The organism is Rhodoferax sp. LS1P39, assembly GCF_056521425.1.
Window position 1 is genome coordinate 286,383 of sequence record NZ_JBWMAV010000005.1, and the last position, 26,970, is coordinate 313,352.

27 protein-coding genes are annotated in these 26,970 nt (G+C 64.5%); 7 read left to right on the plus strand and 20 right to left on the minus strand.

What is annotated here, in order from left to right; translation table 11 throughout:
• Window positions 1-11 precede the first annotated feature (11 nt).
• The 6 genes from AC097O_RS11435 to AC097O_RS11460 form a co-directional block, all read right to left on the minus strand.
• Window positions 12-425 carry a hypothetical protein gene (locus tag AC097O_RS11435; protein ID WP_479592889.1) on the minus strand — a complete coding sequence of 138 codons (414 nt, stop codon included), beginning with the start codon at window positions 423-425 and terminating at the stop codon, window positions 12-14.
• A gap of 72 nt (window positions 426-497) precedes the next feature.
• Complete coding sequence (locus AC097O_RS11440) at window positions 498-905, minus strand: YchJ family protein (RefSeq protein WP_479592890.1); 408 nt, start codon at window positions 903-905, stop codon at window positions 498-500.
• Between the two features lie 223 nt (window positions 906-1,128).
• On the minus strand, window positions 1,129-2,157 hold the full coding sequence (locus tag AC097O_RS11445; protein ID WP_479592891.1) for a DctP family TRAP transporter solute-binding subunit: 1,029 nt from the start codon (window positions 2,155-2,157) through the stop codon (window positions 1,129-1,131).
• Between the two features lie 21 nt (window positions 2,158-2,178).
• Window positions 2,179-3,477, minus strand: coding sequence for a TRAP transporter large permease (locus AC097O_RS11450; protein ID WP_479592892.1), 1,299 nt, complete (start codon window positions 3,475-3,477; stop codon window positions 2,179-2,181).
• Window positions 3,474-3,983, minus strand: a complete 510-nt coding sequence (locus AC097O_RS11455) for a TRAP transporter small permease (protein ID WP_479592893.1) — start codon at window positions 3,981-3,983, stop codon at window positions 3,474-3,476. The genes AC097O_RS11450 and AC097O_RS11455 overlap by 4 nt, the downstream gene beginning before the upstream one ends.
• Window positions 3,984-4,160: 177 nt before the next feature.
• Window positions 4,161-5,045, minus strand: a complete 885-nt coding sequence (locus AC097O_RS11460; protein ID WP_479592894.1) for a LysR family transcriptional regulator — start codon at window positions 5,043-5,045, stop codon at window positions 4,161-4,163.
• Between the two features lie 84 nt (window positions 5,046-5,129).
• Here AC097O_RS11460 and AC097O_RS11465 point away from each other — a divergent pair, with 84 nt between their 5' ends.
• Window positions 5,130-6,047, plus strand: coding sequence for a DMT family transporter (locus AC097O_RS11465; RefSeq protein WP_479592895.1), 918 nt, complete (start codon window positions 5,130-5,132; stop codon window positions 6,045-6,047).
• A 74-nt stretch (window positions 6,048-6,121) separates the two neighbouring features.
• Here AC097O_RS11465 and AC097O_RS11470 read toward each other — a convergent pair whose 3' ends face one another.
• Together AC097O_RS11470 and AC097O_RS11475 are read right to left on the minus strand one after the other, a co-directional pair.
• Window positions 6,122-7,939 carry a pectate lyase gene (locus AC097O_RS11470; RefSeq protein WP_479592896.1) on the minus strand — a complete coding sequence of 606 codons (1,818 nt, stop codon included), beginning with the start codon at window positions 7,937-7,939 and terminating at the stop codon, window positions 6,122-6,124.
• A gap of 326 nt (window positions 7,940-8,265) precedes the next feature.
• Window positions 8,266-8,508, minus strand: coding sequence for a DUF2789 domain-containing protein (locus AC097O_RS11475; RefSeq protein ID WP_479592897.1), 243 nt, complete (start codon window positions 8,506-8,508; stop codon window positions 8,266-8,268).
• 113 nt (window positions 8,509-8,621) lie between these two features.
• Between AC097O_RS11475 and AC097O_RS11480 the strand changes: the two genes are divergently transcribed.
• Complete coding sequence (locus tag AC097O_RS11480; RefSeq protein ID WP_479592898.1) at window positions 8,622-9,092, plus strand: hypothetical protein; 471 nt, start codon at window positions 8,622-8,624, stop codon at window positions 9,090-9,092.
• A gap of 98 nt (window positions 9,093-9,190) precedes the next feature.
• Here the strand turns inward: AC097O_RS11480 and AC097O_RS11485 are convergent, their stop codons facing one another.
• Window positions 9,191-10,147: a LysR family transcriptional regulator gene (locus AC097O_RS11485; RefSeq protein WP_479592899.1), complete on the minus strand. Its 957-nt coding sequence runs from the start codon at window positions 10,145-10,147 to the stop codon at window positions 9,191-9,193.
• Between the two features lie 91 nt (window positions 10,148-10,238).
• On the opposite strand from AC097O_RS11485, the gene AC097O_RS11490 reads away from it, so the two are divergent.
• From AC097O_RS11490 to AC097O_RS11505, 4 genes are read left to right on the plus strand one after another with little or no spacing between them, the layout of a single operon-like run.
• Entirely contained in the window at window positions 10,239-11,045 is an 807-nt protein-coding gene (locus AC097O_RS11490; RefSeq protein ID WP_479592900.1) for a (R)-mandelonitrile lyase, read from the plus strand.
• Between the two features lie 22 nt (window positions 11,046-11,067).
• Entirely contained in the window at window positions 11,068-11,625 is a 558-nt protein-coding gene (locus tag AC097O_RS11495; RefSeq protein ID WP_479592901.1) for a flavodoxin, read from the plus strand.
• Between the two features lie 29 nt (window positions 11,626-11,654).
• Window positions 11,655-12,506 (plus strand): aldo/keto reductase, encoded by an 852-nt coding sequence (locus AC097O_RS11500; RefSeq protein WP_479592902.1) that lies wholly within the window; start codon window positions 11,655-11,657, stop codon window positions 12,504-12,506.
• 10 nt (window positions 12,507-12,516) lie between these two features.
• On the plus strand, window positions 12,517-13,656 hold the full coding sequence (locus tag AC097O_RS11505; RefSeq protein WP_479592903.1) for an aldo/keto reductase: 1,140 nt from the start codon (window positions 12,517-12,519) through the stop codon (window positions 13,654-13,656).
• 104 nt (window positions 13,657-13,760) lie between these two features.
• Here AC097O_RS11505 and AC097O_RS11510 read toward each other — a convergent pair whose 3' ends face one another.
• The 3 genes from AC097O_RS11510 to AC097O_RS11520 all read right to left on the minus strand — a co-directional run bounded on the left by AC097O_RS11510 (window position 13,761) and on the right by AC097O_RS11520 (window position 18,105).
• The gene (locus AC097O_RS11510; protein ID WP_479592904.1) at window positions 13,761-14,408 is read right to left on the minus strand and encodes a DUF6988 family protein; all 648 of its coding nucleotides are present in this window, start codon (window positions 14,406-14,408) and stop codon (window positions 13,761-13,763) included.
• 355 nt (window positions 14,409-14,763) lie between these two features.
• The gene (locus AC097O_RS11515) at window positions 14,764-16,704 is read right to left on the minus strand and encodes an FAD-binding monooxygenase (RefSeq protein ID WP_479592905.1); all 1,941 of its coding nucleotides are present in this window, start codon (window positions 16,702-16,704) and stop codon (window positions 14,764-14,766) included.
• 27 nt (window positions 16,705-16,731) lie between these two features.
• Window positions 16,732-18,105: an MFS transporter gene (locus AC097O_RS11520; RefSeq protein ID WP_479592906.1), complete on the minus strand. Its 1,374-nt coding sequence runs from the start codon at window positions 18,103-18,105 to the stop codon at window positions 16,732-16,734.
• 110 nt (window positions 18,106-18,215) lie between these two features.
• Here AC097O_RS11520 and AC097O_RS11525 point away from each other — a divergent pair, with 110 nt between their 5' ends.
• Window positions 18,216-18,695, plus strand: a complete 480-nt coding sequence (locus AC097O_RS11525; protein ID WP_479592907.1) for a MarR family winged helix-turn-helix transcriptional regulator — start codon at window positions 18,216-18,218, stop codon at window positions 18,693-18,695.
• A 136-nt stretch (window positions 18,696-18,831) separates the two neighbouring features.
• Here AC097O_RS11525 and AC097O_RS11530 read toward each other — a convergent pair whose 3' ends face one another.
• The 8 genes from AC097O_RS11530 to AC097O_RS11565 form a co-directional block, all read right to left on the minus strand.
• Window positions 18,832-19,401: a cytochrome b gene (locus AC097O_RS11530; RefSeq protein WP_479592908.1), complete on the minus strand. Its 570-nt coding sequence runs from the start codon at window positions 19,399-19,401 to the stop codon at window positions 18,832-18,834.
• A gap of 69 nt (window positions 19,402-19,470) precedes the next feature.
• Window positions 19,471-20,574 carry a WD40/YVTN/BNR-like repeat-containing protein gene (locus tag AC097O_RS11535; RefSeq protein ID WP_479592909.1) on the minus strand — a complete coding sequence of 368 codons (1,104 nt, stop codon included), beginning with the start codon at window positions 20,572-20,574 and terminating at the stop codon, window positions 19,471-19,473.
• A gap of 20 nt (window positions 20,575-20,594) precedes the next feature.
• Window positions 20,595-20,864 carry a MoaD/ThiS family protein gene (locus AC097O_RS11540; RefSeq protein WP_479592910.1) on the minus strand — a complete coding sequence of 90 codons (270 nt, stop codon included), beginning with the start codon at window positions 20,862-20,864 and terminating at the stop codon, window positions 20,595-20,597.
• A 131-nt stretch (window positions 20,865-20,995) separates the two neighbouring features.
• Complete coding sequence (locus AC097O_RS11545) at window positions 20,996-22,024, minus strand: AraC family transcriptional regulator (RefSeq protein ID WP_479592911.1); 1,029 nt, start codon at window positions 22,022-22,024, stop codon at window positions 20,996-20,998.
• Entirely contained in the window at window positions 22,021-23,286 is a 1,266-nt protein-coding gene (locus AC097O_RS11550) for a D-tagatose-bisphosphate aldolase, class II, non-catalytic subunit (RefSeq protein WP_479592912.1), read from the minus strand. The genes AC097O_RS11545 and AC097O_RS11550 overlap by 4 nt, the downstream gene beginning before the upstream one ends.
• A gap of 12 nt (window positions 23,287-23,298) precedes the next feature.
• On the minus strand, window positions 23,299-24,237 hold the full coding sequence (locus AC097O_RS11555; RefSeq protein ID WP_479592913.1) for a tagatose kinase: 939 nt from the start codon (window positions 24,235-24,237) through the stop codon (window positions 23,299-23,301).
• A gap of 10 nt (window positions 24,238-24,247) precedes the next feature.
• On the minus strand, window positions 24,248-25,063 hold the full coding sequence (locus tag AC097O_RS11560; RefSeq protein ID WP_479592914.1) for an L-iditol 2-dehydrogenase: 816 nt from the start codon (window positions 25,061-25,063) through the stop codon (window positions 24,248-24,250).
• 67 nt (window positions 25,064-25,130) lie between these two features.
• Window positions 25,131-26,438, minus strand: coding sequence for an ABC transporter substrate-binding protein (locus AC097O_RS11565; protein WP_479592915.1), 1,308 nt, complete (start codon window positions 26,436-26,438; stop codon window positions 25,131-25,133).
• Window positions 26,439-26,970 lie beyond the last annotated feature (532 nt).

Consider the following 26,970-nt stretch of genomic DNA (forward strand, 5'->3'; position numbering starts at 1 on the left):
TGAACACGTTCTTAAAGCTTTATGTGAGTGCGAAGCAACGCTGTTCTCAATTCGCGGTTAGCGGGTTGTGAAACATCTACGCCTTGAACCGCCAGGTCGAACTGTGAGCCAGGTTTGATGCTGGTTGGGAGTATTTTTTTGACGGGATTCGTAGCGGGGTACTTGCCATCCGCAGCGCACATGCGAACGGAAAACCCGAATTCGTCGAGTACACCTTTCGCGTACAACTCCGCCAAATGCTGAAACGACACGAAGGTCGAGCATTTCAATTCTTTAACCCCTGGCTCGCGGATACTACGAACGATCTCAAATTTACCAAGGGTATCGCGTTGTGTATTGGTAAAGGGATGCACAAAAAACGTCCCACGAGGTCCTCCCTTTGGGGATGCTAGCGTGTGCTCGACGGCGATATCAGTTAACAGCATGTTGTTTTCCTTGTGATTCCATAAGCCACAGCGGGTCTAGCCACGTTGGCATCCATCACACACCGAATTTCCCTACTCCGCCCCGTGCATCTGCCCGTCGATGTAATACCAGCGCCCGTCCTGCCGCACAAACCGGCTGGTCTCGTGCATGCGCTGGGCTTTGCCGCCGTCGCGGCAGCGGGCGACGAACTCGACGATGCCTGCATCGCCCGCCTCTACCGCGCTGCGCACTTCCAGGCCCAGCCATTTCACCGGGGCCAGCTCCAGGTCGCCCGGCGCGGTAGACGGGTGCCAGGTGAACAGCAGGTAGTCCAGCAGGCCCAGCACGTAGCCGCTGTAGCGCGAGCGCATTAATGCCTCGGGCGTGGGGGCATAGACACCTGCATCCATGCCCTTGTGCCACGGGCCGCAGCAGTCGGCGTAAGTCTGGCCGCTGTCACAGGGGCACGGGGCGTGGGCGGGGTGCAGGTTTTTCTTCATGCTGGGATAGTCGAGATTGCAGGATTGGTGGCAAAACAGCTTACCCAACAGGCGGAACGCACGCCTTCCAGGGATACCGAGGAACCGGCTTTGCCGGGCCTCTGGTATCGCCCCCTGCGTGTCGTATTGGCTTTACAAGCCAATACGAGGGGGGTTGGCGAAAGGTGCGTTATCGACCCTCTGGGCCGATCCCGGGCGAAGCGCTGCAGCCTGGGGGTGAGCCTTATTTCTTACGAGCAGCGATGGACTTCTCGGCGGTCGCGACCAGGTCGGTACCAATCGTCTTCTTCCACTTTTCAAACACCGGGCGGGTGGCTGTGACAAACGCGGCGCGCTCTTCGGGCGTGAGCTTGGTCACGGTGGTGCCCAGGGCGGCCAGGTCTTTCAGCAAGGGCTGGTCGGCTTCCACCAGGCCCTTACGGGAGATGGCGATTTGCTCGCGGCCCGCATCCTGGGCGGCTTGTTGGACGATGGCGCGGTCGGCCACGGTCCAGCTGGCCCAGATGTCTTTGTTGACCACAAACACCAGCGGGTCGGCCACATAGCCCCACAGGGTGATGTGCTTTTGCGCCACGTTGTGCAGCTTGGCGGCGGTGTAGATAGACAGCGGGTTTTCCTGCCCGTCCACCGCGCCGGTGGCCAGGGCGGGCTGTGCGTCGGCCCAGCTCATTTGCGTGGGATTCGCACCCAAGGCGGTGAAGGTGTCTTGGAACAGCGGCGAGCCGACGACGCGGATTTTCATGCCCTTGAGGTCTGCCGGGCTGTGGATGGCGCGCTTGGAGTTGCTGATTTCGCGGTAGCCATTTTCACCAAAGGCCAGGGGCTGCACACCGGCTTTGTCGATGATCTTGAAGATGTCTTTGCCCACCTGGCCCTGGGTGAGCGCGTCGATGGCGGCGTAGTCGGGCATCAGGAACGGCAGCGAGAACAGGTTCAGCTCTTTCACCTGCGGCGACCAGTTGATGGTGGAGCCGATGGCCAGGTCGATCACGCCCTGGCGCAGGGCCGAGAACTCGCGCGTTTGGTCGCCCTGGATCAGCGACACCCCTGGGTACAGCTTGATGTTGATGCGGCCCTGGGTGCGCTCGCGGACCATGTTGGCCCAGATCTCGCCGCCCTTGCCCCAGGGGAAGGCGGTGCCCAGCACCAGCGACATCTTGTACTCGGGCTTGTAGGTTTGGGCGATGCTGCCGGTGGTGGCGAGCGCGGCGGCAGTGGCGATGGCCAAGGCCAGGAACGAACGAACTTTCATTTTTGTCTCCAGTTTTAAAAATCAATAACCCAAACGGTGCGGCAGCCACAGGGCGAGTTGCGGGAAAGCAATCACCAGCACCATCACCAAGAACATCGAAAACAGCATCCAGCCGACCCACGGCACAGTCTCTTCCATGCGCACCTTGGCTATGCGGCACGACACCATCAGGTTGACGGCCAGCGGCGGCGTGAACTGCCCCAGCGCCACCTTGAGCGTGAGGATCACGCCAAACCACACGAGATCCCACTGGTAGTGCATGGCAATCGGCAGCAGCAGCGGCACAAAGATCAAGAAGATCGATACGCCGTCGAGGAACATACCCACGGTGACCAGCATCACGATCAGCAGCGCCAGCACGCCGTACTCGCCCAGGCCGGAGTTGACGATGGCGTGGGTGATGGGGTCGATCACCCCCAGGGTGGACAGCGAATACGCAAAGATGCCCGCCAGCGACACCACGATCAAGATCACGGCAGACAGCTCGCCCGCCTCGCGCAGGATGGGGAACAGGTCGCGGACCGTCATGGTGCGGTGGATGAACATGCCGACAAACAGGCCGTAGAACACCGCCACCACCGCCGCCTCGGTGGGCGTGAACCAGCCCGCGCGCATGCCGCCCAGAATCAGCACCGGCGCGGCCAGGCCCCACACGGCATCGCGCAGGCTGGCCCAGAACGGGGGGCGTGGCATGCTGGACTCCAGCGCGCCCATCTTGTGTTTGCGCGACAGCCACACGGCCGGAATGATCAGCGCCAGCCCGGCCAGCACCCCGGGGACCATGCCCGCTGCAAACAGCGCGGGCACGGACGCGCCGGGCACCAGGATGGAGTAGACGATGAAGGCAATCGAGGGCGGAATCAAAATGTCGGTAGCCGCCGCAGCGCCCACCACGCTGGCCGAAAACGCAGGCGGGTAGCCCGCCTTGTTCATGGCGCTGATCATCACCGCGCCCACGGCGGCAGCGCAGGCCGGGCCAGAGCCGGAGATGCCGCCCAAAAACATCGCCACCGCAATGGCTACCAGCGGCAGCATGCCGGGGCCGCGCCCCACCACCGCCACCGCAAAGTTCACCAGCCGTGCGGCCACGCCCGAGCGGTCAAATATCGAGCCCACCAGCACAAACATGGGGATGGCCAGCAGCGGGTACTTGCCCAGCCCGGCGTAGAAGTTTTGCGGCACGGCCAGCAGGCCAAACCACTGGCTGCTGCTGTTGGCAATGGCAATCGCCGCAGCGCCCGCCAGGCCCAGGGCCACGCCAATCGGCACGCCCATCAGCATCATGACGATGAAGGTCAGGAAAAGCAGCGCGGTGATCATTCGCCACGCCCCCGGCGGATGAACAGGCCCACGGCCCGCAGCGCAATGCCTAACGACAAGATCGGCAGCCACATCGAGTACCACCAGGCCGGTACGCCAATGCCCGGCGTGGTCTCGTCAAACCGAAAGTCGTCCCACACCATGCGGATGCTCAAGGTGCCAATCAGCGTGAACAAAATCGCCACCATCACCGCGCCAAAGCGCGACAAGCCCTTGCGCCGGGCCATGCTGCCGCTGTCCGAGAAGTACTCGATGCGGATATGCCGGTCCCGCGCCACGGCGGCCGACGCGCCCACCAGGGTCAGCGCGATCATCAAGAACACCGAGATCTCTTCCGTCCAGGCAAAAGATTCGCTGGTGAAGTAGCGCGCCAGCACGTTGGCAAAAGTGATCAGCGCCAGCGCGCCCATCACCAGCACGGTGAGCCAGTCTTCGATCTTCAAGGGGACTTTGGTGGCGGGGTCGGCTTCAGAGGCCTCTAACTCGGGCTGGGGGTCGGTGGACATACGGGGGGCAAAAAAAGAGGGTGTGGGAAAAGCAGCGCGCATCATAGCCGCGCCCAGTGCGGGGCTGGCGGCTTATCAGACAACCGACGTACCGGGTTCGGGCAAGCATCCCTCCACAGATTGCTATATAAAAAGTAGCTTCTCGTGCTTACGGAATAAGCGCTAGAGGCTGATTTCTTATAGATTCTGGGTGACACCCGCCCCCAGCGTGCCCAGCATCTGCGCGTACATCGCATCCACGGCGGGCGACTGCATCGACAGCTTGCTGCGCAGCACGGCCACGTCCATCACGCCCAGGGCGGGCAGCGCGTATTCGGGCGGCAGGTTTTGCAGGATTTGCAGGCCTGGCGGCACGCTGCAACGCGTGAGCACGGCCACGGCCAGCCCGCTGTCCACCGCAGCCAACTGGCCCGCCAGGCTGGAGCTGTGGTAGACGATGCGGTAGGCCCGGCCCTTGGCGGCCAGGGCCGAGAGCGTGGCGGTGCGGGCCATGCTGCCCGCCTCGTACACCGCTATCGGCAAAGGGTCGCGCCGCCAGGCCTCAAAAGCGGCAGCCCCCACCCACACCAGCGGCTCCTGGAACACGAATTGCCCACGCTGGGGTTTGTCGCGCGAGACCAGGGCCAGGTCCAGCTCGCCGCGCAGCACGCGAGGGATCAGCGCGGTCGATTGCTCGCAGGTCAGCTCGATGTCCACCCCCAGGTAACGGCTGGCGAAACTGCGCAGCACGGGCGTAAGGTAGGTGGCGGCGTAGTCATCGGGCACGCCCAGCCGCACCCGCCCAGCCAGTTGCGGCCCCAGCAGCGCGGTGTGCGTCTCAGTCTGCAGCGCCAGCATGCGGCGGGCAAAACCCAGCAGCTCGGTGCCCGCAGGCGTAAGCGCCATGTGCCGGGGCCCGCGCAGCAGCACGGCGCGGCCCAGGGCGGCCTCCAGCTTCTGGATCTGCATGCTGACGGCAGACTGCGAGCGGTGCACCAGCGGGGCGGCCGCCGAGAGCGACCCGGCATCCACCACCGCCACAAAGGCGCGCAGCCAGTCGATTTGAAAGTCGGGGTACGGCATAAGAACTCCACCATTCGTTTAACGCATACTAACCTTTAGAACTATGCGCTTTACTCTTCCTGGACCGCCGCGCACCATGGCGGCATGCACACCACCACCCTGCCCTCCTCACCCTCATCCTTGCTTTCCACCCCGGCCCAACGTGAAAAGCAGGGCAAGCTGCTGCTCATCGCCGGGGGCGTGCTGCTGGGCACCATCGGCGTGTTTGTCGAAGAAGCCGGGCAGCACCCGCTGGCCACGGTGTGGTTTCGCTGCATGTTTGGCGCGCTGGCCCTGGGGCTGTGGGGGGTGGCCACCGGGCGCTTGGGCGAGCTGCGCCTGCGGGGCCGCAGCCTGGGGGTGGTGGGCCTGGCGGGCGGCTTGATGCTGTTGAACTGGGCGCTGTTTTTTGCGGCCATCGAGCGCACCTCCATCGCCGTGGCCACGGTGGTATTCCACATCCAGCCGCTCTGGGTCATGCTGTGCGGGGCGTGCTGGCTCAAGGAGCGCGTGGCCCCGCGCCAGTGGGCGGCCACGCTGGTGGCGCTGGGCGGGCTGGCGCTGAGCACCGGCCTGCTGGAGGGCAGCACCCTGGCCCTGGGCGACGGCTATGGTCTGGGCCTGCTGATGTGCCTGGGCGGGTCGCTCAGCTACGCCGGGGTGACGCTGATCGCCAAGACCGAGCGCCGCGTGACCCCCTTCGCCCTGGCCTGGTGGCAGTGCGCGCTGGGTGTGGTGGTGCTGGCCTGGGTGCCGTTTGTCTACGGCTGGCCCGCCCAGCCCACCGCGTGGGCCTGGCTGGCGGGCCTGGGCGTGTTCCACACCGGCCTGGCCTACGCGGTTCTGTTTACCGGCATGGCCCGGCTGGCCACGGGCCAGATTGCGGTGCTGCAATACGTCTACCCGCTCACCGCCATCGTGGTGGACCGGCTGGTCTATGGCCGCACGCTCAGCACCGTGCAGGTGGCGGGCGTGGTGCTGATGGCGCTGGCGCTGTGGACGCTGCGCAGGCCGACACGGTGAACGGCCTGACGCTGCGCTTTTTGTAGCTGCTTACGCCGATGGAATAAGCGCCAGAGGCTTATTTCTTATAAAAATCAGGCCACCGGCCCCACAAACGAGATCAGCCGCCCCATGCGGGCGATGAAGTTCGAGGTGATGATGAACTGCGGCTTGTCGCGCTTCACGTAGGGGGCGATGTCGGGCGGCACGTCGGCGGGGTACGGCGAGGTGTCGTAGATGTCGCCCACATGGCGGCTGCGGTAGGCGGTGCCGGTGTAGGCGCTGGCCGGGCCGTTGCCGCGGTACGGGTTGACGATCTCGGGCACCGGCGCGGTCCAGTATTTGCCGTCGACCAGCGCGGCGATGATGGTGTCCACCTCGGTTTGCGGCACCACGGGCGTGGCCTTCACTGCGCCCTCGAACAGGTCGGGGAAGTCCACCTCTGCACCGGTGGCGGTGAAGTACTTGGGCAGGCTGCGGGCGGTGGTGGCCTTGAGCGGCGACTTGGCCACCATGGCATCGATCTGCGCCTGGGTCATGGCGTTGAGCTCGTCCAGGCGCTTTTGCAGCGCGGCGGTGTTGACCGAGCGGCCCGACGAGTAGTGGCTGATGGTGTTGGTGATGTCCTTGTCGAAAAAGTACGCGCCGTTGTGGATGTTGGAGCCGTAGCGGTGGATGTACAGCGGCTCGTTGGTGTCCAGCTCGATGAAGGTCGCCACATTGCGGCCACTCAGCAGCGGGTTCAGCGTGGCCACGTTGGCAGGCAGCTGGATCGAGGCCGACTTCAGCCAGTCGATGGCCTTTTGCAGCTGCGACAGGTACTTTTTGTCGCCCGTCAGCGTGAAGTAGCCAAACAGTTGTTGGATATTGGTCTGCGTGGTGTGCGTGGCCAGCGAGCGCGGCTCGTACGAGCGGGCACCGGCGGGTGCGCCTGCCGGGCGGCCATTGGTGGGGCGCGACAAATGCTGCAGGCTCCAGCCCGACTGCGCGGCCAGCGTGCCCGATGTCCATTGCATGCGCTGCATGCAGTCCATGGCGCGGGTGATGTTGGCCACCAGATCGCTGCGGCCCAGGGTCATCACGCACATGGTCAGGAACTTGATGTTCTCGCCCATCACGTCATCGTTGAAGGTGACGTGCAAGGTGTAGTCGCTGTCTTCCATGCCCGCGCGCGCGCCTGCCGGGAGCTGCGCCGAATTGGGCAGCGGCATGGCCGTCACCGCATTCGGGTTGTGCGGGAAGCGCTGCGGCCAGCCGCCGTCGGCAATGCCGAACTGCGGGCCAAACTGGGCATCGGTGATGAACTGGATGGCTTTTTCGGTGGCCGTCTTGTAGACCGCGTCCTTTTTCTCCAGGTACATGCGCAGCATCAACTGCGCGGCCACGGCGGTGGTGGCATCGTCGAAGGTGGCGTTGCCGTAGTAGTGCTGGAACTCCTCCAGCCGCCAGCCGTTCATGCCCACGGTGTCATACCAGTGCTTGAGCGAATCCTCGCCCGCGAAGTCATAGATGTAGTTCCAGCCGCCCGAGCTGTGCTGGGCCGCGGCTACCGCCTTGGCGGTGCGGTCGGCCGCCTGGTAGAAGCGCTCGTCGCCGGTGGCGTGGTAGGCATCCAGGTAGGTGTGGCCGATGGACGAAGTGCCCGGTGGCTGCAGCCAGAGCATGGTGCGCTTGGCTTCCATTTCGCCAAAAGTCTGGGTCAGGTCGGGCGAGTACGACCACACATAGCCGCCCCGGAAGGAGACGACCTCGTCCATATAAGTGGCGGCGCGCTTCAGGGCCGCCGAGGCGGTGGCCTGCGGCGTAGGCGCGGCAACTACCTCGCTGCCGCCATCGCCGCACGCGGCCAGTAAAAGGGGGGAGCCCACCGAGATAGCCGAAATGGCCGAGATGCCGAAATGTCTGCGCTGCATGGAGGTGCCTTTGAAGTTGGAGTGTCCGAGCTCGTCGGGCCGCAGGCGCTTGACGTTATATAACGTCAGTTGTCATACATCTACGGCGCAGCAATTATGGGCAATTACTTGAAAGACAGTCAATGGGTTTGGCCCCATAGCGCAAGAGAAACGTAATTTAGTTATGCGATAACGTATGAGAGGCTTGCCACGTAGGCCTATGGGGGCACGCGGGTGTGCCCCAGAGCCCAGTGCGGGCCATTTGCTCTATTATTAATAGCTATCAGCGCTTATGGAATAAGCACTAGAGGCCGATTGACCTCTTCATCGCGATGGCGAGAGATGTTTCAGGCTTTGGGGGCCCGCAAAGCCTGGCTCAGCTGGTCGACCGGTTCGGCCCAGTCAGAATCCAGCTGCAAGGCCTCACGCAAAAACGTGGCCTGGGCGGGCGACCAGAACGGCGCGTCCTGCAGCAGCACATTGCCCGGCAGCGGCGCGTTCATGGCCAGAAAATGGGCAATGGCCGGCGCGTCCGAGGGCAAACCCAGCTGGGCGAACAGGTCGTGGAAGGGGTGTGAAGGTGTGTTCATGCCGCACCTTACCGCATTTGGGCAATATGCCTACGGGCTATCGTGGTTCACGATTCGGGCGTGCACCGGCCCAGCGCCTCGCCCATACTGCAGGCATTCCAAGGAAACCTGCCATGCGCCTCTTTGCCCTCGCCCTTTTGTCCGCCCTGCTGCTCGCCCTGGGGGGCTGCGCCATCACCCCCGGCATGACCCGCGACGAGGTGCTGTCGTCCTGGGGCCGCCCCACCGCCGAGCTGCAGCGCGGTGGGGTGCACCGGCTGCAGTACTCGCGCCAGCCCATGGGCCAGTCGGTGGTGATGGTGGACCTGGACGCGAATGGCCGCGTGGTGCAGGCGCAAGAGGTGATGAACCTGCGCCACTTCTCCCAGATCGACGTGTCGGGCACCACCACCGCCGCCGACATCCTCTGGGCCTTCGGCCCGCCCGCCAAGATCGATGGTGTGATGGCCTGGAAGGGCGATATCTGGTCTTACCGCTGGCGCGAAATGGACGACATGTGGTTCTGGGTGTACTTCGACCCCGCAGGCGTGGTGCGGCGTACGCAGCAGGGGCCGGATTTGCCCGAGTTTCCGATGCTCCACTGATGGCGAAAAATAGCCACATTTTGGTAGCTGCCTGCGCTGATGGGATAAGCACGGGCTGCCTGTTGGATGCTGTAAAAAACCCGATAAATCCATAGCACTCAGAGCTTGAACCGGGCCCGCGCCAGCTTGAGCTCCTTAGGGCTGAGCACGAACTCGCAGGTATCGTTCAGCGTCTGGGCGGCCAGGTCGATCAGCGCCCGGGCCCGTGCGGGCAGCGAATGGCGGCTGCCGAAGTACACGAAGTAGCTGGCCCGGTCGGACAAGGTGTCGAGCAACAGCGGCACTAGTTGCCCCGAGCGGATGTAGGGTGCCGCCGTCACACCGGCCAACTGCCCTATCACCTGGCCCGCCAGCACCGCATGCAGCTCCAGGATTTCGTCGTTGGTGCACAGGGCCGGGGTCACGGGGTGGTCCACCACATCGCCGTTCACCCGTACCCGCCAGGGCACGACCGCGCCCGTGCCTGCATTGCGAAACGCGCTGCAGCGGTGCGCCTGCAAAGCGGCCAGGCTGTCCGGCGCACCATGCTGGGCGATGTACGCGGGCGAGGCGCAGACCAGCATCTGCACCGCAAACAGCCGCCGCGCAATCACGCCCTCGTGCGGCGAGGTGCCCAGGCGAAACCCCACATCGACCCGGTCCTCCACCCAGTTGCCCACCCGGTCCTCCAGCTGCACGTCGGGCACGATCTGCGGGTACTGCTGGCAAAACGCGTCCAGCAACCGCCACATCACGGGCTGAAAGGCCGAGCGTGGGCCGACGATGCGCAGCGGCCCGGCAATCTCCTCCTTGGCGCGGCGGGTGATCTGCAGGGCCCGCTGCAGGCCCAGCAGCGAGGGCTGGGCTTCTTCCAGAAACTGCCGCCCTTCGTCGGTGAGTGCCATCACCCGGGTGGTGCGGTGGAACAGGCGCACGTCCAGGTGCTGCTCCAGCTGGGCCAGCGCCTGGCTGGCGGCCTGCGGGCTGAAACCCAGGGCGGCGGCGGCCTTGCGCAGGCTGCCCAGCTCCGCGGTGCGCACGAAGATGGAAATCGACCGCAGTTCATTGATGCGCATGGTTTTGCCCCCGAAATTATCCGTCGTAGCTTGCCAATCAAACAAGGTATAGACGGCTATTCATATGCCAATGCGATCATAAACTGTGGCCATGAACCTCCTAGCCACCGCCACCCTCGCCGTTTCCATGCTGCCGCTGTCTGCCTTGGCCGATGACAAGCTGCAGATTTCCCGTGCGGGCAGCCGCCCCGTCAACGCGGCACCCACGCAGAACTTCACCGGCGCGGTGCGCGTGGAGATGCTGCACACGCCCACCGGTGCCGCACGCGCTTCGGCTGGCACGGTGTCGTTTACGCCCGGCGCACGCACCGCCTGGCATACCCATCCGCTGGGGCAGACCCTGGTGGTGACCGCTGGCACCGGCCGGGTGCAGATGTGGGGCGGTGCCATCGAAGCCATCCAGGTCGGCGATGTGGTGCACATTCCCCCCAACGTCAAACACTGGCACGGTGCCGCGCCCGCCGCCGCCATGGCCCACATCGCCATCACCGAGGCGCAGGACGGCAAGGCGGTGGACTGGCTGGAACAGGTGAGCGATGCCCAATATGGCTTGCCGCCGCCGTCTGCCAACGTGCCAACCACCCCGGCCCCCTCGCGCGCGCAGGCCCTGTTCGGCGACGTAGCCCCCAAGCTCGCAGAGCTGACCGACCAGGTGCTGTTTGCCGACGTATGGGCGCGCCCCGGCCTGTCGCGGCGGGACCGCAGCCTGGCGACAGTGAGCGCCTTGATCGCCATGAACCGACCCGAGCAATTGCGTTCGCACATGGCCCTGGCCCGCACCAATGGCATGACCCAGGACGAACTGGTCGAGACGCTGACCCACCTGGCGTTTTACGCGGGCTGGCCCAGCGCGATCACCGCGGCCGGGGTGGCGCGCGAAGTGTTTGCCAAGCCCTGAGCCCATCCCTCCAAGAGCCGCCATGCCACCCGAACCCACCCGTCGCGACCTGATAACCGTGCTCACCGGCCTGTCGCTCACCGGTGCCGCCACCGCACGGCCAGCCCGGCCAGACGGGCCGGTGCTGGTGGCCTATTTCTCGCGCTCGGGCAACACCCGGGTGGTGGCCGGGCTCCTCCAGCGCGCTACCGGTGCCGACCTGTTCGAGATCCTGCCCGCCACGCCCTACCCCGACGAGTACCTGGCCACCGTCGCCCAGGCCAAGCAAGAGCGCGACACCGGTTTCGCGCCCGCGCTCAAGTCCACGGTGCCCGGCATGGCCCGCTACGCCACGGTTTACCTGGGCCTGCCGATTTGGGGCGAAACCGCACCGCCCATCGTCCGCAGCTTTTTGTCGGCGCACGACCTGGCGGGCAAAACGCTCGTCCCTTTCATCACCCATGGCGGTTACGGCCTGGGCAGCAGCGAGCGCGTGATGGCCCAACACGCCCCCAAAGCGCAGCTGCGGCGGGCGTTTGTTATGCAGGCCGACCAGGAACGGCAAACCATGGACCGCGTCAACGCCTGGCTGGGCGGCTAGCCCCCACCCCATTCGTAAAGGAACCCCGCATGCAACACGTCACCCTCAATAACGGCCTGCAGATGCCCATCCTGGGCTTCGGCGTTTTCCAGATTGCCGATGCCGCCGAATGCACCCGCAGCGTGGCCGATGCCATCGCCGCGGGCTACCGCCTCATCGACACCGCCGCCTCGTACCTGAACGAAGAGGCAGTGGGCCTGGGCCTGCGCCAGAGCGGCGTGGCCCGCGAAGCGCTGTTTGTGACCAGCAAGCTGTGGGTGCAAGACGCGGGCTACGAGCGCACCAAGGCCGCCATCGACAAGTCGCTGCGCCGTCTGCAGCTGGACTACCTGGACCTGTACCTCATCCACCAGCCCTACTCGGATGTGCACGGCTCCTGGCGGGCCATGGAAGAGGCGTACCGTGCGGGCAAGCTCAAGGCCATCGGCCTAAGCAACTTCCAGCCCGACCGGTTGATGGACATCATGGGCTTCAACCAGATCACCCCGGCGGTCAACCAGATCGAGGTCAACCCCTTCCACCAGCAGGAAGAGAGCGCCAGCTTCATGCGCGAAAACGGCGTGCAGGCCCAGGCCTGGGCCCCGTTCGCCGAAGGGCGCAACAACCTGTTTCAGAACGAAGTGCTCACCGCCATCGGCCACACTTACGGCAAGACCGTGGGCCAGGTGGTTCTGCGCTGGCTGGTGCAGCGCGGCATCAATGCCCTGGCCAAGTCGGTGCGCAAGGAGCGCATGGTGGAAAACCTGGACATCTTCGACTTCGCGCTCAGCGATGCCGACATGGCCGCCATCGCCACGCTTGACACCGGCACCAGCAGCTTCTTCTCCCACCGCGACCCGGCCATGGTGAAGTGGATGAGCCAGCGGCAACTCAATACCTAAGAAAGCACCTATGACAACACACGCTCCATCCGCCCGGCGCGGCTTCCTCCGGTCCGCCACCACCCTGGCCGTCGCACCGCTGGTGGGTGGCCTCGGCACCGCTGCCATGGCGCAGACGGCCAGCGCTGGCCCCACGACGATGGGGCGACGCAAGCTCGGCAAGCTGGAAGTCTCCAGCCTCGGCCTGGGTGTGCAAAACATGGCCCGCACCTACCAGACCACCGTGCCCAGCCGCCCGCAAATGATCGACATCATCCGCCGCGCCTACGATAGCGGCATCACCTTCTTCGATGCCGCCGAAGCCTACGGTCCGCACGAGGTGGAGCGCATCCTCGGCGAAGGCGTGGCCCCGTTCCGCAACCAGGTGGCCATCACCTCCAAGTTTGGCTGGAACATCGACCTGCAAACCGGCGAGCGCCGCCCGGGGCTGGTCAGCCGCCCCGAGCACATCAAGCTGGCGGTAGAGGGCATGCTGCAGCGCCTGCGCACCGACCGCATCGACCTGCTCTACCAGCACCGCGTAGACCCGCAGGTGCCCATCGAAGACGTGGCGGGTGTCGTCAAAGACCTGATGGCGCAGGGCAAGGTGCTGCACTGGGGCCTGTGCGAAATGGGCCCGCAAACCCTGCGCCGCGCCCACGCCGCCCTGCCGCTGGCGGCGGTGCAAAACGAATACTCCATGCTCTGGCGCGGACCCGAAAAATGGGTGCTGGCCGCGTGCGAAGAGCTGGGCATCGGCTTCGTGCCCTGGAGCCCGCTGGGCGTGGGCTTTTTGACCGGCGCCATCGATGCCCGCACCCGCTTTGCCGACGGCGACATCCGCAAAATCGAATCCCGCTTCGCCCCGGAAAACCTGCCGCACAACCTGGCGCTAGTGGCCCTCTTGAAGCGCTGGGCCGCCCAGAAAAATGCCACCCCCGCCCAGATCGCCCTGGCCTGGCTGATGGACCAAAAACCCTGGATCGTGCCCATCCCCGGCACCACGCAAATGGCACACTTGCTGGAGAACCTGGGTGCAGATGCCATCCGCTTCACGCTCGCAGAACGCGCCGAGTTGAACACCGCCGTGGCGGCCATCGAGGTGCAGGGGGCGCGGTTGCCGGAGAGTGTGTTGGTGTATTCGGAGGTGGAGGCAGCGGCGAAGCTGTGAAAATTGGGAGAAGCAGCGGTGGCAATTGAGACCGCCGGGAGATGATGAGAGCTCGACCGATTGAGGTCAGGCGACCTGAACTCATACATACCCGGCTCATTCCCTCACCCCAAAGGGGGCGGCATAACAGCTGCGTGCACGCGCGACAAACGCCCGACAGCGCCGTAGAGCTCCTTCTTGCCAGAGGCCACAACGATGACATTGCACAGCATGAGACACAGAAGGTTCCGGTTTCGCAGTACGTCGATCAGTTTGTCAGGTGGGTAGCCTCGAAGCGCATGGACGACAAGGTGGGCACCACCATGAACAAATGAGTGCATTACCTTCACGGTCTCGTAGAGCCTTCGGCCTTCGATAGCCATGTCAGGAGCAATAGGTTCAATCGCATCCAACATGGAAGGTATGGGGGGTCCCAAGCTGGGCTCCTTCAAGCTCCCGTCTGGCACAGGTTCAGTGAACTTGTCCAGCCAGTCTTCTTTTGCTCCAATCTGAACCCAGGCAGCACGGACAGTCGTCTCAAAATGAAGTCGCACCAATGCCAGGGCCGTCCCGTGGTGTCCCGCCCCCATTAGTACACGCTGGCTGATTGCGTGTTCGAGCGCCGCACGGCAAAACCCCATGGTGATGACATTTCGGTTTGACGACGTATTCCAGCCGGAATCAAGCAACAACTCTACGTCCCGGTCGAGCGCGGCGCATCCATCAAGAAATCGACCAAGTCGTGCGTAGCTTGCTAGTTCTTGTTCTTCCATTTACTCCCTTTTGGCTAGAGTTCGTCCGCATTCTTATAAACCGCCCGACTGGCCGCTATTGCCATCTACAGCAGTTTAGTCACCATCCACAATTGATTCCACCGCGTCCTTGACGGAAGCGTCAGCGTGCTGACGGCGCCATCCATCACCCAGAAATCCACTGCCTAATCCTCTCACTTCTATCTCTATAAAAAAGTCACTTTTTTATAGCTACTCACGCTCAAGGAATAAGCACAGGCGGCCCATTTGACCTTTTAAAAACTCCCATAAATCCATAGCAGCCCGCCACCGGGTTACCTAGCACAGCCCAGCGATTATTTCAGCCAAGCACCGCGCCAGGCACCCCCCGAAGCCCCTACGCCAAAACCCCCGACCCCACCCGCATAAACCCGGCAAAAAACTCCGCCAACTCCCGGTGCGCACCCAGCGGCAGCACCTGGGCCACGTACTGGTCGGGGCGGACGACCACCAGGGCACCTTGCGACCTGTCTATGCCGCGCAAAGCAAAGATGTCCTGCCCGCTTTTTGTATCGGCGCAGAAGACCTTCTCGTAGTCCTTCAACTGGTAGCGGCCCTTGCGTGGCAGCAGGATGGGGGGCAAGGCTTCGAGGTCCAGGGTGCGATGGTCTTGCGGGAAGATGGCACGCAGGTCGAACACAGCGTCCAGATCCTGGCCTGCGGGGGTGAACTGGCGCACCGGCGAATCCGGCGAAGTGTCGAGGAAGCGGCACAGCGCGCCCAGGCCGGTGTCTGCGTCTGCCGCGCTGTCGTCGGCCCCGGCGAAGGCGTACAGGCGCCAGCGGCCGTCGGCCTGGGCTACGTGGCCGAGGTGCAGGGGCTTGGCATCGAAGGCGCGCAGCACGGGGGCGGAATGGAAGCGGGTGCCGACCACGAAGCCGGTGGCCAGGTGCTGGTGCGTGGCCTGGCCGCAAATGGTGGATGGGCGGTAGTGCGTGCCCATGCCGGCGGTAAAGCGGCCGTGCTGCTCGAAGTACTTCTGGAACTCTTTAGGGTCCACGCCTTGCGAGGTGCCGCTTGCATCCTGCTGCGGGCGGTCGCTGAACATCTGGGCCCACTCGCGGTCGAAGTCGATCAGCTCCTGGGCCACCACCTGGCGCTCTTGCGAGTAGGTGCGCAGCAGCTCGGGGCCGCACTGGCCAGACAACACCGATGCCAGCTTCCAACCGAGGTTGAAGGTGTCTTGCATCGAGAAGTTCATGCCCTGCCCGGCCTTGGGGCTGTGGGTGTGGCAGGCGTCTCCGGCGATGAACACGTGGGGCTGTGCGGTGCTGCCGTCGTCTGCAGAAACATCGTCGTACTGGTCGCAAATGCGCTGGCCGATTTCGTACACCGACCACCAGGGCACCTCTTTCACCTCCAGCGTGTAGGGGTGCAGGATGCGCTGCGCGGCGGCGATGAGCTGGTCTACGGTGATGCCGCGTTGGGCCACGCGCTCGTCTTCGCCCAGCTTGTCCATCTCGACGTACAGGCGCACCAGGTAGCCGCCCTCGCGCGGGATGACCAGCAGGTTGCCGTGGGCGGACTGCACAGCCACCTTGGTGCGGATGTCGGGGAAGTCGGTCACGGCCAGCACGTCCATCACGCCCCAGGCGTGGTTGGCCGAGTCGCCCACCAGCTTGCGGCCAATGGATTTGCGCACGCCGCTGCGCGCGCCGTCGCAGCCGACCACGTAGCGGGCTCTCACTGTCTCGACCTGGCCGCGGTGGGCGGCATCGGTGCGCTCCATCTGCACGGTGACGGGATAGTCGGCTGCGCTGCGGTCTACCTGCAAGCCCACAAAGCTGCGGGCGTAGTGCGGCTCCAGCCGGGTGGGCGCGTTGCGCATGTGCTCCAGGTAGAAGTCGTGCACCCGCGCCTGGTTCAGCACCACGTGCGGAAACTCGGACAGGCCGTCTTCGGTGTCTTGCACCCGGCCATGGCGCACGATGCCGCCCTGGGGCTGGTCGTCGGGTTTCCAGAAGGTGACTTCGTTGATCCAGCAGGCTTCCTTGAGCACGCGGTCGGCGAAGTTGAAGGCCTGGAACATCTCCATGGTGCGGCAGGCAATGCCGTCGGCCTGGCCCAGCTGCAGCGGGCCGTCTTTCTGGTCCACGATGCAGGTGCGGATGTGGGGAAACGTGGCGAGTTGGGCGGCCAGCGTCAGCCCCGCGGGGCCGCAGCCGACGATGAGCACATCGACCTCGGCGGGCAGTGCGTCAGTATGGGGCATGGCCTGGGCCGATGCGTTCAAGACTTCGGGGTTGCCGGGCTGGAAGCCGTTCAGATGGAATTGCATTTTGAGTCTCTCTTTCTGTGGGTTGATTTATGAATGGGTGGGTGCAGACTGGCTGCGTGACTTGGGCACCACCAGCGTCAAGACCGAGCCAAAAATGGCCAGGGCCGCCAGGATGTAGAAGATGGCGGTGAGTTCAAAGCCGCCCGCAATCAGGAAGCCACCCAGCAGCGGCCCGCCCACGCCGCCCAGGCGGCCAAAGCCCGCGCACCAGGCCACACCGGCGCCGCGCACATTGGTGCGGTAGTAGTTGGCAACAAAGCCGTAGATCAGGGTTTGCGTGCCGCTGGTGCCCATGCCCACGACGGCGATGGCGGCCAGCCGCACCGCCAGCGGCAGATCCAGCGTGAGCAGCGCGATGGCCGCCGCGCCGATGGCAAAGCAGGCGGCCACCACCAGCTTGGGGCCAAACCGGTCGGCCACCTTGGAGCCCAGCAGCGCGCCGATGACCGCGCCGCCGTTCAACACCAGCAGGAACGACAGCGAACCCTTGGCGTTGAACCCGGCGCGCAGCATCAGCTCGGGCAGCCAGGTGTTGAGCGAATACACCAGCAGCAGGCCGGTGGCGCTCATCAGGCCCAGCACCAGCGTGGGGAACAGGTAGTGGGCGCTGAACAGCCCGGCAAATCCGGTCTTCTCCGTGGCCGGAGTCTGGGCCAGCACCACAGGCCCGTCAGCAGGCACATCCACCCCGGTGCGCAACGACAGGGCGCGGGCCTCCTCCAGCCGCCCACGCGAGGCCAGCCAGGCTACCGACTCCGGCATCTTGAAGTACGCCAGCGGCAGCAGCGTGACCACGGGCAGCGCGCCAATCCAGAACATGCCGCGCCAGCCGATGATGGGCAGCAGCAGCATCGCCAGCCCCGCCGCCAGCAGGCTGCCCAGCGGAATGCCCGAGTAGACGATGGCGATGAACAGGTTCTTCTTGCCCTTGGGCGCGTACTCGGCAATCAGCGCGCCGGTGGTGGCTACCAGCGCCCCCACGCCCAGGCCGGTGGCAAAGCGCAGCAGGCCAAACATCGTGGCGCTGGTGGTCATGGCCGTCAGCCCCATGCCAATCGAAAACCAGGCGTAGGCGCACAGCATCACCTTGCGCCGGCCAATGGTGTCGCCCACGCTGCCCGCCAGAAGCGCCCCCACCAACACGCCCACCAGCGCATAGCTGCCCAGCGCCCCGGCAATGCTGGGCGTGACCACGCCGATGTGCGACGCATCGCGCAAAAAGGTGGACACCACCGTGCCGTAGACCACCAGGTCATAGCCGTCAAAAACAAGGCCCACCGTGGCCAGCGCCACGATCCAGGCCACCGTGCGGAGCTGGCGGATTTCGGGCGCAATCGACGGGACAGGCGGGGTTTGTGCATAAGCAGCGCCGGTAGGCGGCGGCGCAGAGGATGTAGCCATAGGGTCTCTTTCTGTGGATTTAAATACGTACACTTATCATCAGTGTACTGAATATAAGTGTAAGGGTACAATTTTCAAACATCATCAGTACAAACCCTAGAGACACTCCTATGACGGCATCCCTGCCCACCCCCGCCCTCCCGGGCCTGGACGACCTGCCCGGCCACAGCATCCGGCGGCTACAGCAGATTGCGGTGGGTATCTTTATGGACGAGGCGGGCGACCAGAACATCACCCCGGTGCAGTTCGCCCTGCTGTTCGCCGCGGCCCAGCAGGCCGGGCTGGACCAGCGCACCCTGGCGGGCAAGATCGGCCTGGACACCTCCACCATCGGCGCGGTGGTAGACCGCCTGGAGGCCCGCGAACTGATAGCGCGCCAAGTCTCGCCCGACGACAAACGCGTGCGCCTGCTCAGCGTGACGCCCGCGGGCCTGGAGCTGCTAGACACCGTAATGCCCGCGATGCAGCGCGCCCAGGAGCGCATGCTCGCCCCCCTCCCCCCCGCCGACCGCCCCCTCTTCATGGCCATGGTCAAGCAGATCGTGGAACAGAACGGGGCTTGGAGCCGGGGGGCGAAGGAGGTGGGTTGAGGGCTTGGGTGGGGTTGTGAGCTATAAAAAAGTAGTCACTTTTTTATAGCTGCTTGTGCTGGTGGGATGGGCACAGGGTGCCTATTTCACCCCTCAAAAATACTGCAAAATCTATAGCAAAACAGCGCTAAACCCCTCAGCGCCGCTCCACCTGCGGCAGCATGGAGCTCAGCACGCGGTCTTTCAGCACCACGTGGTGGAAGATGGCGGCTACAGCGTGCAGCCCGGCGAGCCACATGATGGTGTCGCCCAAAAGCTCATGCACGTCGCCCCAGTCGGCCAGCGGCGCAAGGGCGGAATTGGCGATCAGGGGCATCTGGTCAAAGCGTACGCCGCCCAGCAGGGTGAGCGGATGGCCCTCGCTGGCCAGAGCCAATAGAGCGGTCATGGGCAGGGCCAGCAGCAGCGCCCACAGGGCCAGATGGGCCAGCCTGGAGGCGATGTGCATCCAGGCTGGCATCGCCACCTTGGGAGCCGCTGGGCGAAAAGCCATCCACAGCAGGCGCAGCACGGTCAGGCTGAAGACCAGAATGCCTAGCGATTCGTGCCAGACGATGTCGAGCCGGGTGGCGGGGTCCACGCCCTGGCGCACCATCCGGCCAAAGCCGCCGGGGCCGAGGATGAAGGCGATGGTGACGGCGATGGCGGTAAGCCAGTGGAAGGCGCGGCTGAGTACGTCGTAGTGGGGCTTGGTGGCGGGGTTCATCGTGTTTACCTGTGCAAAATAGCGATTGTTCGGCGCTTTTCTTAACGGGCGATGAAGGCCTGGTGACACTTACGCAAACCGCACTACGGCCACGGGGGGCAGATCGTTCGACACGCAATGCCAGCGCTCCCCCGCATCGCTGCTAACCCACAGCCCACCGGTGGTGGAGGCCATGGCCAGGGTTTGGCCGTCGGGGCTGATGTCCAGGCCGTGGCGGTAGACCAGGTGGTAGGCGTAGGCGCTGGGCAGGCCCTGGCCGAAGCTTTGGAAACTTTGGCCGCCGTCGTCAGTGCGGTTGACCAGCATCTGGCCGCCCACCGGGATGCGGCAGCCGTCGCTGTGCGCGGGCACGAACCAGGCGCGCAGCGGGTTGTGCGGGTCGCAGGCCACGGGAAAGCCGAAGTCGCTGGGTGCGGGGGCTTGGATGCTGTGCCACTGCTGGCCGCCGTCGGTGCTGCGGTACATGCCGCAGTGGTGCTGCACCCACTGCACATCCGGTTGGGTGGCGCACTGCACCAGGCAGTGCAGGTCTTGCGCGTTGCCGTCTTCCTGCAGGCCCTCGGGCATGTAGAGAGCCAGCATGCCGCGCGTGGTGATGTTCCAGGTCTCGCCCCCGTCATAGCTTTGCCAGAGGCCGCCAGTGGATACAGCGACCGAGATGTGCTGGGCATCGCGCGGATCGACCAGGATGGAATGGATGCCCGCATGGTCGTAACCGCCGCCGCCCCATTCCTTGCGCGTTGGCAGGTTCCACAGCGCGGTGTTCAGCGCCCAGCTCTGGCCGCCGTCATCCGAGCGGAACAGACCCGCAGGCAGGCAGCCCGCCCACAGCGTGCCGGGCTGGCTGGCCGCCCCGGCGGTGAGGCTCCACACCATGTCCACGCTCCAGGGGGTGGGGTCGTCGGCATCCGGGCCCTTCACGTCGCTCGTGGGTTTGGGCGGAAATGCCGGAGAAGCGATCTCGGCCCAGTTCGCCCCCTGGTCGCTGCTCTTGCGCAGCTTCACCCCGAAATGCCCCATACGCAGTGCCGCCAGCCAGCTTCCGTCGCGCGGGTCGGCCAGCACCTGGGTGACGGGTTCGCCCGCGAAATGGTGGGAGGTGATGCGCCAATCTGCACCCTGCCCTTGCACGGTGAACAGGCCCTTGCGGGTGCCGACGAGGAGTGTGTGCATGAAGAATTCTCCGTGAGGATTTAGCCGCCCGACAAAGCCTGCACCACCAGCACCTTGTCGCCCGCCACCACCGCCCGGTCCAGCCGCACGCGGTCATGCACCAGGGCCTGGTTGACGAACACCGCCACGTGCTTGCGCACCGCGCGCTGGTCGTCCAACACGTAATGCGCCAGGGCCGGGTCGGCCAACAAAGCCGCCTCCAGCACCTGCCGCAGCGGCCCGGCGGGGACGTGCTGGATGGGGACGTCGATGTGGCGACGCAGGCTGGGGGCGAATTCGACGGTGACCATGGCCGCCATTGTTGGATGCACGTACGGCCCGAGTCAATCGGGGGCAATCCGACTCGATTAGTTCAATTTTGATAGCTACTCACGCCCATTTCATCAGCGCCAGAGGCCTAAAATCTACCCAAGCAACGCATTCAACCGGCCTCTTTTTTCAAAAACTTACGACCAAACCGGTCGTCGGACTGTTTCCTGAAATCGGTAGGGGTCATGCCCTTGATTTTGTGGAAGTGGCGGTTGAAGTTGGCGACGTTGTTGAAGCCCACTTCGTGGCACACATTGGCCACGTACATCGAGGTGTCGGCCAGCAGCTGGCAGGCTTTGTTGATCCGCAGGCGCAGCACAAAGTCGATGAAGGAATTGCCGGTGCTGCGCTTGAAGTGTTTGGAGAAGTATTTTTCGCTGTGGCCGAAGGTGCGGGCCACGTCCTTGAGCGAAATGTCAAAGCAGGCGTTTTGGGCCACGTACTCGATGATCGCGGAGGCTTCTTGGGTGTAGGTGTCGGCCATGCCTTGCACGCTGGACGCAGACAGCAGCCGGAAATCCTTCTCCTGCGCCAGCTCGGCCAGGTAGGCCAGAAAGCTCGACAGGCGCTTGAGCCCCTGGGAGCCGCGGATCTCTTCAAACCTTTGCTCGGCCAGGGCAGAAATGCCAAAGAACTCGATGCCGAATTGGGCGCGGTCCAGCATGGGAAAAATGCCGTCGATGGCATCAAAGACCTTGGCGGCCTCGCGCAGCGGCTCGTCGCGGAACTGCAGCACCTTGTGGATGTGGTCATTGATGCCGCCCGGCGGCAGGTCGTCCACCAGCCAGTTGTGCGGCAGGCCCGGGCCGGTGAGTACCAGATGCCCCGGCTCGTAAGTGCCCAGGTAGTCGCCCACGTAGGCGCGGCCATGGGTGGCCACGATGAGGTGCAGCTCGTACTCGGGGTGGTAGTGCCAGCGGTTGAGGATGGTGGGAAAGCCGTGCGACAGACAACGCACCACCCCGCAGCTGGACACCGGCTCGAAGCCCTGGAACAGCGTGCGCTCGGCCTCGTTCTCCAGCGCCGGGCCGTAGATGCGCCGAGCCGGGCGCACCGATTTTGACCGGCTGGTGAGGCCCGTGGTTGGAGATGGGGGGGACGCGGTGTGGATCACCAGGGGCTCCTGACGGATAGGGATCAAGCTCTGCAGGCCAAAGCATAGGGGCGAATGGCATCGCGAATGCGGTCCAGCAACAGATCCCTGGCCGCCAGAGGAATCTTGCCGAGACGGTAGGCGGCGTATTGGGCGGGCAGGTGCTGGCTGACCAGGTTTTCGGGTATCTGCAGGCCGCTCAGGTTCTTCAGCAGCCGGTCGGTGGCCGCCACGATGTCGGGCCGCCCCCAGTAGTAGCGCACGCGGTCGCTGTAGCTGAAGACGCGCAGCCGGGCCTGCTGCACCGCATCGCCGCCATAGTAGTGCACCCAGTCTTGCGGGTGGTGGAGCATTTCGGACTCGACCACCGCACGCAGGTGGGAGCGGGCCGCTACGTGCACCAGCTCCTGCTCCACCAATTCCAGGGCGTATAGCGCCTCGCGCAACGCAAAGGTCAAACCGGGGCCTACCTTGAGAATGGCAAAGCCATCTTCCACCAGTTTGGCCAGTAAGTCGGCCCGCTGGTAGTCGGTGGAATGGGCTTCGAACACCAGCTTGGACTGCGCCTTCTGGAACGCTGACAGCGCCACCGCTTTCTCTGGCTGGTAGTCCATCACCCGGGTGTGGTCAAACTCCACGCCGGGCTGCACCACCAGGGCAATCACCCGCTCCCACGCGCCCTGCAGTTGCAGCGCATGGAAGGCCGCTTCGTGCACCTGCAAGGTGTGCTGGGCGGCGGCGGGCGCGGTCAGTTCGATCTGGGCCAGCGCTTCGGTGGCACCGCCCGGCACCGGGACTTCGGTGCCAATCACATACACCGCCACGCCGGGCGCCACGGCTTCGGCGGCTTCGCACAAGGCCGCAGCCCGCTCTGCCACCACGCTGTCGGACAGCACGGCGGGGTCGTCGGCGCAGCGCATGCTTGCGTCCAGGTGCAGCTTTTGGAAGCCTGCGGCGGCGTAGGCGCGCAGCAGGTCTGTGGCCAAGGCCATGGCCTGCGCTGCGGGTTGGTGCCGCCAGGGGTTGGGGCCCAGGTGGTCGCCGCCAAACACCAGGTCGTCTTCGGGGAAACCCACCTGGCGGGCAATGGCCTGCACGAAGTGCACAAAGTCCAGCGGCTGCATGCCGGTGTAGCCGCCGAACTGGTTGACCTGGTTGCAGGTCGCCTCGATCAACAGCTCGGTGCCATCGGCCTTGGCCTGCAGCAAGGCGGCTTCGATGACCAGGGGGTGGGCAGAGCACACCGAGTACATGCCACGGGGGAGGCCCGCACGGTCCGGTGCGGCCAGATTCTTCAGGGTATTGCGCATGGTGGGGTTCTTTCAAAGGCGCCGGGCCAGGGCTGCCCGCAGTTGTTCAAAGGTGGATGCGCCCTCCATGGGGCCTTGCCGGGTCACCGCCAGGGCACCGGCGGCGTTGGCAAATTCAAGGGCTTGCGCAGGGGGCATGCCCAGCTGGCGGCAGGCCACGAAGGCACCGCCAAAGCAGTCGCCCGCGCCGGTGGGGTCTACCTCGGCCACGGCCAGGGCGGGCACGTCGATGCGTTGCTGCCGGTCTACAAAGCTGGCACCGTCTGCCCCGCGCTTGATGACCAGCTCTTGCACCCCCAGGGCGAATAGCTCGGGGATGGCGGCTTCTTCGGTGTCGGCGTTGACCAGCAAAGTCACTTCATTGCCGCTGGGCAAAAAGATGTCGGTGCGGGCCAAAAAGTAGGCCAGGGCCTCGCGCATGGCGCTGGAGCGCAGAATTTCCTTGCGAATGTTGGGGTCGAACGAAACCGTGCCGCCCTGGCGCTTGACCAGGTCCACGGCCTTTTTCATGGCTGCCACGATGGACTCGGAAAACAGCGACGAGCCCATCACATGGAAGTGCGTGCACCCGGCCAAAGCCTGCGGCGTGACGTGTTCTACCCCCAGCCGGGCCGACGCGCTGTTAACGATGTTGAACACAAAGTCGCGGTTGCCGTCCTGCCGGTAGGTGACGAAGGCACTGCCGGTGGTGGCATTGGGCAAGAAGGCGATGCCGGACACGTCCACGCCGTCGGCACGCAGCCGCTGCGCATTCAGGTGGCCAAAGTCGTCTTCGCCCACGCACCCGACCATGCCCGCCGGGCACCCGAGCTTGCCGACCTGGTCGATGAAGATGGCCGGTGCACCGCTGGCGTACGGCCCCAGCAGCACACCCGGCTGGCGGAACGACTGGCCCCGGTCCTGGGCCATGATTTCCACCAGGATCTCGCCCATGGTGATGATTTTGGTCATGGCGGGCTCCTCAGCTCATCCAGTTGCCGCCGTCGACGTTGAGCGTCTGCGCCGTGATGTAGCGCGACTCATCGCCCGCAAAGAAGACGGCAGCGCCCTCCAGGTCCGATGGGTCGCCCATGCGCCCCAACGGCACCGCCAGCCCGACCTGGCGCTTCTTTTCGCCCAGCGCCAGCCCCTCGTACTGGGCAAACAACGCGTCGACCTTGCCCCACATGGGCGTGTCGATCACCCCCGGCGCAATGCCGTTGACGCGGATGCCATGCGCGGCCATGGCCAGCGCGGCGCTTTGGGTGTAGCTGATGACGGCCGCCTTGCTGGCGCAGTAGTGCGCCACCAGGGCCTCGCCGCGCCGACCGGCCTGCGAGGCCATGTTCACCACCGCCCCCGGCGTGCCGTGCGCCACCATGTGCTTGAGCACCGCCTGCATCACAAAGAACATGCCCTTGACGTTGACGTTGAAGACAAAGTCGTAGTCGGCGGGGCCTTGCTCCAGCAGCGGCCCCATGGTGAAGGTGGCGGCGTTGTTGAACAGCACATGCACCGGGCCAAACCTGCCGGTGGCCGACTGCAGCATCGCCTCGATGCTGTGCATCTGGGCCACATCAGCAGCTACATAGTGCAGCGATGCCGGGTAGCGCTGCAGCAGTTGCAGCAGGCCTTCGGACGGGGTGGGCGGCAAGTCCACCGCGGTGCAACTTGCCCCTTCGCGCAGATAGGCCGCCAGCACCGACAGGCCGATGCCGCCGGCCACGCCGGTGAGCAAGGCATGCCGGCCTGCAAGGCGTTGGACAGACGTGGGAACGATGGGAGATTCTTGGGACATGGATAAATCCTGGATAAACGGATAGATAGGGATGCTGCCCCGCGGTGGCCCGCGGGGCGTGGATGGCTTACTTGTAGTAGCCAGCCTTCTTCATTTCGCGTTCGGCAGCAAGCTGGCCCGCCTTGAGTGCGTCGGCCACCGACTTCTTGCCCGCCAGGGCCGCGCTGATCTCCTGGCCCACCGAGGTGCCAATCGACTGGAACTCAGGAATGCCCACAAACTGCACGCCTTGGTACGGCGACTTGGGCAGGGTTGCGTCGTGCACGTTCACCGATTCAATGGCCTTGAGCTCCATCGCGCCAAACTTGGACACTTTCTGGAACTCGGGGTAGGCGTAGGTGGATTTGCGGTTGCCGGTGGGCACCACCACCCAGCCATCGGTGTCGGCCACCAGCTTCACGTAGTCCTTGGAGGTGGCCCAGTTGATGAACTTCTGGGCGGCGGCTTCCTTCTTGGTACTGCTGGGGATGGACAGGCCCCACGACCAGGAGTAGCCCGCGCCCTTGGTGGTCACTGCCGTCGGCGCGCGGGCAAAAGCCACCACATCCGCCACCTTGCTGAATTTGGGATCAGACACCGAACCCGCCGCGCTGGTGGCATCGATCCACATGCCACACTTGCCCGACACAAACAGGTTCAGGTTTTCATTGAAGCCGTTGGACGGTGCGCCGGGTGGGCCGTACTTCTTCAGCAGATCCACATACAGGCTGATGGCGTCCTGCCAGGGCTTGGTGGTGAGCTGCGGCTTCCACTGCATGTCGAACCACTGGCCGCCCGACACATTGACCAGCGTGGTCAGGTAGGCCATGTTTTCGCCCCAACTGGGCTTGCCGCGCAGGCAGATGCCGTAAATGCCTTTGGCGGGGTTGTTCACCTTGGCCGCAAAGTTGGCAATGTCCTGGTAGGTGGGCTGCTCAGGCAGCGTAACGCCCGCCGCCTGGGCCAGGTCGCTGCGGTACATGGTGAACGAGCTTTCGCCGTAGAACGGTGCCGAGTACAGCTTGCCGTCATACGACATGCCTTCGCGGATGCCCGGCAGCAGGTCGGCCATGTCGTAGTTGGCATCGGGCTTGAATTCTTTCAGCCAGCCCTTCTTGCCCCACTGCGGGGCCTCGTACATGCCGATGGTCATGATGTCGAACTGGCCGCCGTTGGTGGCGATGTCGGTGGTCATGCGCTGGCGCAGCACCGACTCCTCCAGAATGACCCACTTCACCTGGATGTCGGGGTTGGCCTTTTCAAACACCGGGGTCAGCTTCTGCATCTCGATCATCTGACGGTTATTCACCGTTGCAATCACGAGTTCAGTGTTGGCCAAGGCTGCGCCCAAGGGCAAAAGCCCGCAGCCCAACGCGATCAAAATCTTGCGGTTCATCGGATGTCTCCTGGTTGTGAACGAAAACCGATGCACTCCATCGGCCCGCAAATTCTGTTCGCAACCCCTAAAACACCGCATCCCGCCGCGCCGCAAGCGCGTACTTTTTCGCCTTCAGGAATGGGGTGTTTCCCCTAGAGCTAGTCCAGTGCTGCGGGCATCGCCAAGAAGCTCAATACGTCTTGTAAAGCAAAAATTTCCCCGGCAACACCACCTCCAGCACCTGTCGCGGCGGCCCGGCGAGGACTTGCTGGACAGGCACGTCGACGTGGCGGCGCAGGCTGGGGGCGAATTCGACGGTGATGCTCGCGTTGAGTACAGCGCAGACGTAGTAAATCTGTTTGTTACCTAAACAAGGCTGGGTGAAGAAACAACGCGCAGTAGTGCTTCCATCGCCACCCCCAGCTCGCGCCCTAGGCGCGATGCCCGGCGCAGCCGGGCCGATCCCGCTCCCCGGGGTCCCCATCTGTGTGCGCCGAGGAGCACAGCTTTGGGCGGATCAGGGCTGGCGTTGTTTGAGCGCCAGCGAGTT